At 68.7% G+C, this 10,393-nt stretch carries 11 protein-coding genes and 3 tRNA genes; 12 read left to right on the top strand and 2 right to left on the bottom strand.

Going from position 1 to position 10,393, the window contains the following annotated elements:
- The first annotated feature begins 98 nt into the window (after positions 1-98).
- From pth to VFH59_RS08970, 7 genes are all read left to right on the top strand, one after another.
- Positions 99-680 carry an aminoacyl-tRNA hydrolase gene (gene pth, locus VFH59_RS09000; RefSeq protein ID WP_325164550.1) on the top strand — a complete coding sequence of 194 codons (582 nt, stop codon included), beginning with the start codon at positions 99-101 and terminating at the stop codon, positions 678-680.
- 111 nt (positions 681-791) lie between these two features.
- Positions 792-1,883, top strand: a complete 1,092-nt coding sequence (gene ychF, locus VFH59_RS08995; RefSeq protein WP_325164549.1) for a redox-regulated ATPase YchF — start codon at positions 792-794, stop codon at positions 1,881-1,883.
- Between the two features lie 164 nt (positions 1,884-2,047).
- Positions 2,048-2,476 (top strand): hypothetical protein, encoded by a 429-nt coding sequence (locus VFH59_RS08990; RefSeq protein WP_325164548.1) that lies wholly within the window; start codon positions 2,048-2,050, stop codon positions 2,474-2,476.
- A 536-nt stretch (positions 2,477-3,012) separates the two neighbouring features.
- Positions 3,013-4,260, top strand: a complete 1,248-nt coding sequence (gene egtB, locus VFH59_RS08985; protein WP_325164547.1) for an ergothioneine biosynthesis protein EgtB — start codon at positions 3,013-3,015, stop codon at positions 4,258-4,260.
- 23 nt (positions 4,261-4,283) lie between these two features.
- Positions 4,284-5,267, top strand: coding sequence for an L-histidine N(alpha)-methyltransferase (egtD, locus tag VFH59_RS08980; protein ID WP_325164546.1), 984 nt, complete (start codon positions 4,284-4,286; stop codon positions 5,265-5,267).
- Positions 5,268-5,402: 135 nt separating this feature from the next.
- Entirely contained in the window at positions 5,403-6,458 is a 1,056-nt protein-coding gene (locus VFH59_RS08975; protein WP_325164545.1) for a methyltransferase, read from the top strand.
- The gene (locus VFH59_RS08970; RefSeq protein WP_325164544.1) at positions 6,455-7,153 is read left to right on the top strand and encodes a 16S rRNA pseudouridine(516) synthase; all 699 of its coding nucleotides are present in this window, start codon (positions 6,455-6,457) and stop codon (positions 7,151-7,153) included. The genes VFH59_RS08975 and VFH59_RS08970 overlap by 4 nt, the downstream gene beginning before the upstream one ends.
- Before the next feature lie 45 nt (positions 7,154-7,198).
- On the opposite strand, the gene VFH59_RS08965 is transcribed toward VFH59_RS08970, so the two are convergent.
- Positions 7,199-7,537, bottom strand: a complete 339-nt coding sequence (locus VFH59_RS08965; RefSeq protein WP_325164543.1) for a YkgJ family cysteine cluster protein — start codon at positions 7,535-7,537, stop codon at positions 7,199-7,201.
- Between the two features lie 104 nt (positions 7,538-7,641).
- Between VFH59_RS08965 and VFH59_RS08960 the strand changes: the two genes are divergently transcribed.
- Positions 7,642-9,195 carry a protein adenylyltransferase SelO gene (locus VFH59_RS08960; RefSeq protein ID WP_325164542.1) on the top strand — a complete coding sequence of 518 codons (1,554 nt, stop codon included), beginning with the start codon at positions 7,642-7,644 and terminating at the stop codon, positions 9,193-9,195.
- A 36-nt stretch (positions 9,196-9,231) separates the two neighbouring features.
- Here VFH59_RS08960 and trxC read toward each other — a convergent pair whose 3' ends face one another.
- Entirely contained in the window at positions 9,232-9,669 is a 438-nt protein-coding gene (gene trxC, locus VFH59_RS08955; RefSeq protein ID WP_325164541.1) for a thioredoxin TrxC, read from the bottom strand.
- Positions 9,670-9,844: 175 nt separating this feature from the next.
- Here trxC and VFH59_RS08950 point away from each other — a divergent pair.
- The 4 genes from VFH59_RS08950 to VFH59_RS08935 form a co-directional block, all read left to right on the top strand.
- A tRNA-Tyr gene (locus VFH59_RS08950) sits at positions 9,845-9,930 on the top strand.
- 50 nt (positions 9,931-9,980) lie between these two features.
- Positions 9,981-10,054 (top strand) — tRNA-Gly (locus VFH59_RS08945).
- A gap of 79 nt (positions 10,055-10,133) precedes the next feature.
- A tRNA-Thr gene (locus tag VFH59_RS08940) sits at positions 10,134-10,209 on the top strand.
- A gap of 80 nt (positions 10,210-10,289) precedes the next feature.
- Positions 10,290-10,393: GTP-binding protein (locus VFH59_RS08935; protein WP_082559638.1), on the top strand; the 104-nt coding region annotated here is incomplete at its 3' end.

Here is a 10,393-nt window from a genome sequence, read left to right as displayed (position 1 = left end):
AAGCCGCCGCGCCGGAAGGCGAAGCCAAGCCCGCCGAGAAGAAGTAAGCCTTTCCGGGCCTCCCGCACGTGCGGGAGGCCCGGCCATCGGCTCAAGGCATGGCTGGACTCAAGCTCATCGTCGGCCTGGGCAACCCCGGCGCCGAATACCTCCGGACCCGGCACAATGCCGGGTTCTGGTTTGTGGACGCACTGGCATCGGGCCAGGGCGAGCGTTTCGCCTTCGACGGCAAGCTGCACGGCGAGGCCTGCCGCGTGCGCATCGGTGGCGACAGCGTATGGCTGCTCAAGCCGTCCACCTTCATGAACAAGAGCGGCATCGCGGTTGCCTCCGCGCTGCGCTACTACAAGATCCAGCCCGACGAGTGCCTGGTAGCGCACGACGAGCTGGACCTGCCGGCCGGGACCGTGCGGATGAAGTTCGATGGCGGCCACGGCGGCCAGAACGGGCTTCGCGACACCATCCAGCATCTCGGGCATGGCAAGTTCCACCGCCTGCGCATCGGCATCGGTCATCCGGGCCACAAGGACAAGGTCACGCCGTGGGTGCTCGGCAAGCCCTCCGCGCAGGACGAGGACGCGATCCTCGACGGCATCGCCCGCGCGCTCGACGTGCTGCCCTTGGCGGTAGGCGGACAGTTCGACAAGGCGATGCAGCAGTTGCATACGGCCGGCCCGTGACGGCCGCACGATAACGTGCGCCGCAGGCGGTCGGCCGCCACCCGACAATCGGCCAGATGATTCCTGCCCAGGCGGGAAGCGTCGGCCAAGAAACAGACATCCGGAGTCACCATGGGCATCAAATGCGGCATCGTCGGCCTGCCCAACGTCGGCAAGTCCACCCTGTTCAACGCGCTGACCAAGGCCGGCATCGCCGCGGCCAACTTCCCGTTCTGCACGATCGAGCCGAACGTGGGCGTGGTGCCGGTGCCGGATGAGCGCCTCAATGCGTTGGCCGCCATCGTCAATCCGCAGAAGGTGGTTCCGACCGCGGTCGAGTTCGTCGACATCGCCGGCCTGGTCGCCGGCGCATCGAAGGGCGAAGGCCTGGGCAACAAATTCCTGGCGCATATCCGCGAGGTGGATGCGATCGCGCACGTGGTGCGCTGCTTCGAGCACGGCGACATCGTGCACGTGGCCGGCAAGGTCGATCCCATCGCCGACATCGAGACGATCGACACCGAGCTGGCGCTGGCGGACCTCGACTCGGTCGAGAAGGCATTGAACCGCGCCGAGCGCGCGGCCAAGGCCAATGACAAGGAAGCGCTGGCGAAGAAGCCGGTGCTGCAGAAGCTCGCCACCGCGTTGAACGAGGGCCGGTCCGCCCGCAGCGCAGGCCTGGACGAGGAAGAGAAGGCGCTGGTGCGCGACCTGTTCCTGCTCACGCTCAAGCCGCTGATGTACATCGCCAACGTGCGCGAGGACGGCTTCGAGAACAACCCGCACCTGGATGCCGTGCGCGAACGCGCCGCGGCCGAGGGCGCCGAGGTGGTGCCGGTGTGCGCGGCGATCGAGGAGGAAATGGCCCAGCTCGAGGACGCCGACCGCGACGAGTTCCTCAAGGACCTGGGGCTGGACGAGCCGGGCCTGAACCGCGTGATCCGCGCCGGCTACAAGCTACTCAACCTGCAGACCTACTTCACCGCGGGCGTCAAGGAAGTGCGCGCCTGGACGGTGAAGAAGGGCGCCACCGCGCCGCAGGCTGCCGGCGTGATCCACACCGACTTCGAGCGCGGCTTCATCCGCGCCGAGACCGTGTCCTACGACGACTTCATCCAGTACAAGGGCGAGACCGGCGCCGCCCAGGCCGGCCGCCTGCGCAAGGAAGGCAAGGACTACATCGTCAAGGATGGCGACGTGCTGCACTTCCTGTTCAACGTCTGAGGCCCGCTGCGCGGACCGGGCGGTCAGGCAGCCTTCTGCGAAAGTGGCGGGTGTTCAGTCCCCGCGCGACGGCACGCCGCCGGCGCGTCGGGCTTAAGTGCCGATTAAGCCCGCCCGCCGGAGCATCACCGCGACGGGGGGGGAGCCTTATGGAGGCTAGACACATGACCAGGCATTGGTTGGGTAAATCCGCGCTGGCGATGGCCGCGCTGCTGCTGGCGTCGACCGCGGTGTTGCCGGTGGCCGCTTCGGCGCATGACTGGCACGACCGGGGCTGGCGCGGCCGCGGCCATTACGACCGTGGATGGCACGACCGCGGCTGGCACGATCATTACCACGGGCACCACGGTTACTGGAGCGGCGGTCGCTGGATCGCCGGGGCCATCGTCGCCGGTGCAGTCATCGGCCTGGTCGACGATGCGCTCAGTCCGCCGCCACGCGAGGTCGTCTACGAGCGACCGGTTTACCGCCGTCCGGAGCGGATCGTCTACGAGGAGCCGACGGTAACCCGACGGGTAGTGGAGACGCGCACGGTCTACGAAGACAATGCGCCGCCGACCCGCTACGTGGGCTACTACGGCGACGGCGACTGAGCCGCGCGCCTGCGGAGTGAAAGGCCCGGCCATGCCGGGCCTTTTCGTGTCTGGACGTCCCGTGGTGGCGCGGCGCGTGCGCGCATCTGCCCGAGCCGCGCCGGTCAGTTTTTTCATCGTGCCTGGTCGCGGATGCCAATGGCCTCGCCCACGTCGCCGCAGATGCGACGCCGCAGGACGACTTGCAGGCCTCGCCGGCGTGCAGCAGGATGCCCGGTACGCCGCTACCCGGGTTCGGGCCATCCGCCCGCGGGTGGATGGCATGAGATCGGGCCGATGCGAAACCCCTCGGGGCGCGCGGCTGGCGACATGCCACGGTTTCCCCGGGCAGCGCCTCGCTGGGAAGGTGTGTGCGCCGGGACTCCACCAGCATGCCCGCAACCGCGCCAACTGCCACGTGTCAGCGATCTGCCATCCACTGATCACGTGTATTGAACGGGACCTGCGCCATGCTTACGGGATGCGGTGGGTCGATCTTCCCCATCAGGGCAGCGGTGGCGTGCAACGAACCGCGTCCGACCATGAAGGAGCAGGCCATGACGCAGCTGAGCCCTCTTGCCGGCGACACCCTTGCGCAGCGCTATCGACGCGTCCGCCAGCAGAGCCTGCAGTTGTGCGCCGGACTGACCGCCGAGGACATGATGGTCCAGTCGATGCCCGACGCCAGCCCGGCGAAGTGGCACCTGGCGCACACCACGTGGTTCTTCGAGCAGTTCGTGCTCGGGCGCGACCGGCATTACCGCCCGCGCGACCCGGCCTGGCACTACCTGTTCAATTCCTACTACCAGAGTATCGGGCCGATGCACGCGCGGCCGCAGCGAGGGCTTCTCTCGCGCCCCACGCTGGACGAGGTGATGGGCTATCGCCGCCACGTGGACGAGGCGATGCATGGCTTGCTGCTGCGCGAGGACGAGGGCGCGCTTGCCATGGTGGTCGAACTGGGGCTGCAGCATGAACAGCAGCACCAGGAACTGCTGCTCACCGACATCCTGCACGCGTTCTGGAGCAATCCGCTGTTGCCCGCCTATCTGCCTGGGACGGCGTCGGCTCGGGCGGCCAGTTCCCTGCCGATGCAGTTCGTGGCCGGGCGCGAAGGCGTCATCGAGATCGGCCACGCAGGCGAGGGCTTCGCGTTCGACAACGAGACCCCGCGCCACCGCACGCTGCTGGCGCCACACGCACTGGCGAACCGGCTGGTCACCAACGAGGAATATGCCGAGTTCGTCCATGACGGCGGCTACCGCGAGCCCTCGCTGTGGCTGTCCGACGGCTGGGCGACTGTCCAGCGCGAAGGATGGCAGCGCCCGCTGTACTGGCAACCGGACCTGGCCAGCAGCTTCTCCCTGGCCGGCGTGCGCGCGCTCGATCCATCCGCCCCGGTTTGCCACCTGAGCTATTACGAAGCCGATGCGTTCGCCCGCTGGGCCGGCGCACGGCTGCCCACCGAGGCCGAGTGGGAGGCCGCAGCCGGCCTGCTGCCGGTCAAGGGCAACCTGCTCGACGGCGAGCCGCGGCTGCCGCAGCCGGCCGAAGGGATGGGCCTGGAGCAGATGTACGGCGACGCATGGGAGTGGACCGCCTCGCCCTACGTCGCCTATCCGGGCTTTCGGCCCTTGCCGGGCTCGCTCGGCGAGTACAACGGCAAGTTCATGTGCGGCCAATGGGTACTCCGCGGCGGCTCGTGCGCGACCCCCGCCGGCCATGTGCGTGCCAGCTACCGCAACTTCTTCCCGCCGCAGGCGCGCTGGCAATTTGCCGGCCTGCGCCTGGCCAAGGACCGATAACGACCCTCAAGGAGCCATCGCCCATGGACATCCGTGCCCTGGACATTCACGACGGGCCGACCCCGCCCGCCAGCGGATTGCTGGAAATCGCCCGCCGCGGGCTGCGCGCGAAGCCCAAGCGCCTGCCGTCGTGGCTTTTCTACGACGCGCAGGGGTCGGCACTGTTCGAGCGCATCTGCGAGCAGCCCGAGTACTACCTGACCCGCTGTGAGACCGCATTGATGCAGGCGCACGCCGCCGGCATCGCCGACACGCTCGGCGTGGGCGTGCGTCTGGTCGAGTACGGCAGCGGCAGTGCGGTCAAGACACGCCTGCTGCTCGAAAACATGGCCGCGCCGGTGAGCTACGTACCGGTCGAGATCTCGCCCGAACCGCTGCAGCAGAGCGTGCAGCGCCTGAACGGGCAGTTCCCGCATCTGCCGGTACAGCCGCTCTGCGCCGATTTCACCCGCTCGCTGCGGCTGCCGATACCGCCGCGTGCGCCGCGGCGAACGGTGCTCTACTTCCCGGGCTCCACCATCGGCAACTTCGACGCCCGCGAAGCGACCGCTTTGCTGCGCAAGATGCGCACGGAGATGGGCGACAACGGTGGCATCCTGATCGGCGTGGACCTGAAGAAGGAGACGTCGCTGATCGAGGCGGCCTACAACGATGCCGCCGGGGTCACCGCCGAGTTCACCCTCAACATGCTGGTCCGCCTCAACCGCGAGCTGGGCTGCGACTTCGACCTCGCCGCCTTCCGGCACCGCGCGCACTACAACGCACTTGCCGGGCGGATCGAAACCAGCCTGGTCAGCCAGTGCGCACAAAAGGTGCGCGTCGGCCGCAGCCAGGTGGCGTTCGACGAAGGCGAGGCGATACGGGTGGAGATCAGCACCAAGTACTCGCTGGAGGAGTTCGCCGCGCTTGCGGCCAAGGCCGGTCTTGAGGTGCTGCGGGTGTGGCTGGATCCCGAGCGCATGTTCAGCGTGCAATATCTGGTGCGCGCCGGCTCGGTCGCACGCTGAAGGACCCGAGCAAGGCGCAGCATGGCGCGTGCCCCAGCTCCGCCGGGGCAGGCACCGCGCCAGCACCGGCACCAGGGGCGCCGGGATCCGGGAGCACCGCGTAGAATCAGCGCCCCGTTCACCCGCCCGAGCACGATGTCTCCCGTCGCCGCCGCCACGCCTGCGTCCCAGCTGGATGCGCTTTTCCTGCCGCTCGCTACCGGCGAACTGCACTTGCCCGGCGAGGGCCGGGTGCTGTTCCTGCGCGCTCGCGACGGGGCGCCGGTGCGCGCGTTCGCCCGTGCCGGCTGGCTCTGCGAGCAGAGTTTCAAGCCGTTCGCGGACGAACTCCGACGCGCGGGGCTGCACCTCGGCGAGCCTGCCGGCGACGAGCGGTTTGCGCTCGTCCTCGTGCTGCCGCCGCGCCAGCGTGACGAGGCCCGCGTGCTGTTCGCCCGGGCCGCGCGCCACCTGCAGCCGGGCGGCATCGTACTGGCCGCCGCGCCCAACGCCGAAGGCGCGAAATCCGCCGAGGCGGATCTCGCGCGGCTGTTCGGCCCGGTGCGCAGCATGTCCAAGCACAAGTGCCGGGTATTCTGGGCAAGTGCCGGCGAGGCGATGGATGCCGCGCTGCTGGCCGAATGGGAGGCGCTCGATGCGCCGCGCCGGATCGCCGGTGGCTATGTCAGCCGGCCGGGTCTGTTCGCCTGGGACCGCGTCGATGCCGCCTCCGCGCTGCTCGCCGCGCATCTACCGGATGACCTGCACGGCCGGGTGGCAGACCTCGGGGCCGGCTATGGCTATCTCGCCGCGCACGTCGTTGCACGCTGCCCGGGCGTCACGGCCGTGGACCTCTACGAGGCGGAAGCGCGTGCGCTCGGGCCGGCCCGCATCAACCTCGCCGAGGCCGTCGCGGCGAGCGGGCGCCAGGTGACAGTGAACGTGCACTGGCACGACGTCACGGCTGGACTGTCGCCGCCCTGCGACGCGGTCGTCACCAACCCGCCGTTCCACCAGGGACGTGCGGACCTGCCGGAACTCGGTCGCGCTTTCATCGAGGCTGCCGCCGATGCACTGCTGCCGCACGGACGCCTGTGGCTGGTCGCCAACCGGCACCTGCCTTACGAGGCCACGCTCGCCGCGCGTTTCGCACAGGTCCGCACGCGGGTGATCCAGGACGGCTTCAAGGTGATCGAGGCAGTGCGCGCATGAAGCTGTTACGCCTGATCGCCAACCTGGGTTACGGCAGCCGCAAGGAGGTGACGCAGCTGTTTCGCGAAGGGCGGATCACCGACGCGACGGGCGAGGTGCTCTATGCCGACGACAAGGTCGCGCATGCGGACATCCGCGTCGACGGCGGGCCGCTCGACCCGCCCACCGGGCTGGTGCTGCTGATGCACAAACCGGTCGGCTACACCTGCTCACGCAAGGACGCCGGCCGCCTGGTCTACGACCTCCTGCCGCCGCGCTGGCGCCGGCGCGAACCCGCGCTGTCCACCGTCGGTCGACTCGACCGCGACACCTCCGGCCTGCTTCTGCTCACCGACGATGGTGCGCTGCTGCACCGGATCATCTCGCCGAAGGCGAGCGTCGCCAAGATCTACGAGGCGACGCTCGCCCGCGACCTGCGCGGCGACGAAGGTGACCTTTTCGCCAGCGGCACGCTGATGCTGGAGTCCGAGACCACGCCACTGGCACCCGCGCGACTGGAGGTGCTCGAACCGCGGCGCGCGCGGCTGACCGTCACCGAAGGGCGCTACCACCAGGTGCGCCGGATGTTCGCCGCCACCGGCAACCACGTCGAGGCGCTCGAGCGCGTGGCGATCGGGCGACTGGGGCTCGATGGGCTGGCACCGGGCGGATGGCGTGCGCTGGATCCCGCCGAAGTCGCCAGGGTCTTCGATTAGGCTGCCGGGGCGATGCCCGCGCTCAGGGCAAGGCTGGCCGATCGCCTACAGGAGCGCCACCGGCGTGGGCAGTGGCGGGCCGTACCATTTGCGCCGCTCGTCCCGGCATCCGGGGCTGCCCATCGCGTACTTGCGGCAGAGCGACGGGCGTTGCGCGTAGATCGTGCAGCGCGACGTATTCGGATCCACAGCGGCGCACCAGCCATCGCTGCCCTTGGCGAGGATGGCCAGCCCGTGGTCGTCGTGCGTCACCAGCCACTCGGGGACGTCGTCCTCGGGCATCAGGACCACGGTCAGCCGGCAGCACACTGCCTCGCAGGCGCTGCACTGTACGGAGGGGTCCACGCTCGATGCGTAGGCGTCGTTTTCGAACTCGTCATCCACGCGCCAGTATGGGGCTTCCGCCAGATCGGAAAGCTAAACATTCGTGTTTTCGGCGGCGGATGGCACGAACGCCGGGTGACGGACCGGCGTGCGATCATCCGGCGATGCGTTGGGACTTCGACAATGCCCTCCTGCGCGAACTCCCGGGCGATCCCGAGCATGGGCCGCGGCTGCGCCAGGTGGAGGCTGCCTACTCGTGCGTGCAACCCACGCCCGTGCCCGCACCGCACGTGGTGGCGTGGTCGGCCGACATGGCGGCCATCCTGGGGCTGTCTCGGCAGGACGTCGAAAGCCCCGAGTTCGCCCGCGTCTTTGGCGGAAACGCGCTGCTCCCAGGCATGCAGCCGTGGGCAAGCAATTACGGCGGGCATCAGTTCGGCGTGTGGGCCGGACAGTTGGGGGACGGTCGTGCCATCTCGCTGGGCGAGGTGCTGGACGCGCGCGGGCAGCGCTGGGAGCTGCAACTGAAAGGCGCCGGCCCCACGCCGTACTCGCGTGGGGCGGACGGCCGCGCGGTGTTGCGATCCTCGATCCGCGAGTTCCTCTGCAGCGAGGCGATGCACCACCTGGGGATCCCCACCACGCGCGCGTTGTGCCTGCTCCAGACCGGCGAGCCCGTCGTGCGCGACATGTTCTACGACGGCCATCCGCGCGAAGAGCCGGGGGCGATCGTCTGCCGGGTGGCCCCTTCCTTCATCCGCTTCGGCCACTTCGAGCTGCCCTACGCGCGCAATGACGTGGCGTTGCTGCGCCAATGGGTCGACTTCACGATCCGTCGCGATTTCCCGCAGCTGCGCGGGCAGGGCGAGGCGTTGTACGCGGATTGGTTCGGCGAGGTGTGCGAACGCACCGCGCGGCTGATGGCGCACTGGATGCGGGTGGGTTTCGTCCACGGCGTGATGAACACCGACAACATGTCGGTCCTGGGCCTGACCATCGACTACGGCCCCTACGGCTGGATCGACGATTACGACCCGGATTGGACGCCCAACACCACCGATGCCGTGCGCCGGCGCTACCGCTTCGGCCAGCAGCCCAACGTGGCGTGGTGGAATCTCACCCGCCTGGCCAGCGCGTTGTCGCCGCTGTTCGGCGACGTCGCTCCGTTGCAGGCAGGACTCGATCGCTACGTGAGCACCTGGGAAGCCGCCGACCGGGCCAACGTCGCCGCGAAGCTGGGCCTGGCACAGGCGGGAGACGAAGACCTGGAGCTGCGCGATGACCTGCACGCGTGGATGCGCGATGCCAGGGCCGACATGACGCTCACCTGGCGAGCGCTGGCCGACCTGGACGCGGCTGCGCCCTCGCCGGACGTGCTGGCCGGCGCGTACTACGACGAGGAGCGGCGGCTCGCCGCCGAGCCTGCCCTGCGCGAATGGCTGCAACGCTATGCCGCGCGCCTGCGCCAGGACCCGCTGCCGGCCGGCCATCGCCGCCGCCGCATGCAGCAGGCCAGTCCCCTGTACGTATTGCGCAACTACCTGGCCCAGGAGGCGATAGAGCGCGCGGAGCAGGGCGACTATGCCCTGGTGCACGAGCTTCTGGATGTCATGCGCCACCCATACGACGCCCGCCCCGGCCGCGAACGCTTCGCGCGCAGGCGCCCGGACTGGGCGGAGCAGCGTGCCGGATGCTCGATGCTGTCCTGCAGTTCCTGATTCCGACGCCGGCGGCGGCGCTGACGCCTGGCGTTCCTACCGCAGCGAGCTGCCGACGAACTGCCTCAGCTGAAGGGCACTGAGCGCACCCGCCTGCCGGGCGACTTCACGGCCGCCCTTGAGCAGGGCGAGCGTGGGAATGCTGCGAATGCCGAAGCGCTGTGAGAGCTGGGGTTGCGCGTCGGTGTCCACCTTGGCCAGGCGCAGCCGCGGTTCGAACTCGCGGGCCGCCTCGGCGAACACCGGGGCGAAACCGCGACAAGGGCCGCACCAGGTCGCCCAGAAGTCGATCAGCACGGGCAGGTCGCCACGCCCGGCCACCGCATCGAAGTTGGCCGCCGTCAGCTCGACCGGCCTGCCCTCGAACAATGCCTGCTTGCAGCGGCCGCATGCCGGGTGCTCGGCGAGGCGTTCGGAGGGCACCCGGTTGAGCGCGCTGCAGTGAGGGCAGGGGACGGACAGCGGGGTGGACATGGCATGCCTCCGGTTGGCCTTCCGGCGATATGGCGACGGACATGCGCAGTGCAAGCGATCCCGGCGTCGTGGGGAGGCATCGATCGCCCGTGTAAAAATGGCCGCCGCTGCCAATTTCGCCGTCGCGAACTGTTGACACATCCGAGGCCGCTCGCGAGAATAGCCGTTCTTTGTTGGAGGGATACCCAAGCGGCCAACGGGGGCAGACTGTAAATCTGCTGGCTTACGCCTTCGGTGGTTCGAATCCACCTCCCTCCACCATCAAGACGAGTTCCGCGCAGGGCCTGGTCTCGAGCCGGGAGTTGCACCAGGCGGGAGTAGTTCAATGGTAGAACCTCAGCCTTCCAAGCTGATGGTGCGGGTTCGATTCCCGTCTCCCGCTCCATTGATCTCGTCATAGGTTTTCAGGGTCCGGCCGGATGCCGGGCTATTCGCCACCCGGGATGGATGGCTGAAAGTACTTCGCTCATGTAGCTCAGTCGGTAGAGCACTTCCTTGGTAAGGAAGAGGTCACAGGTTCGATTCCTGTCATGAGCACCATCTCACGCGGCTGCCGCCGGTCGCTCCGGGCCTACGGCAGGTTTTCTTTTTTTCATTGACTCCATCGGGGTTTAGCGCGCATGGCAAAGGGTAAATTCGAACGCACCAAGCCGCACGTGAACGTCGGCACGATCGGCCACGTGGACCACGGCAAGACGACGCTGACGGCGGCGCTGACCAAGGT

This window comes from Frateuria sp., from assembly GCF_035695185.1.
In the GTDB taxonomy this organism is placed as follows: domain Bacteria; phylum Pseudomonadota; class Gammaproteobacteria; order Xanthomonadales; family Rhodanobacteraceae; genus Frateuria_A.
Note: the sequence above shows the minus strand (reverse complement) of the source record. Positions and strands in the feature narration are given on the sequence as shown.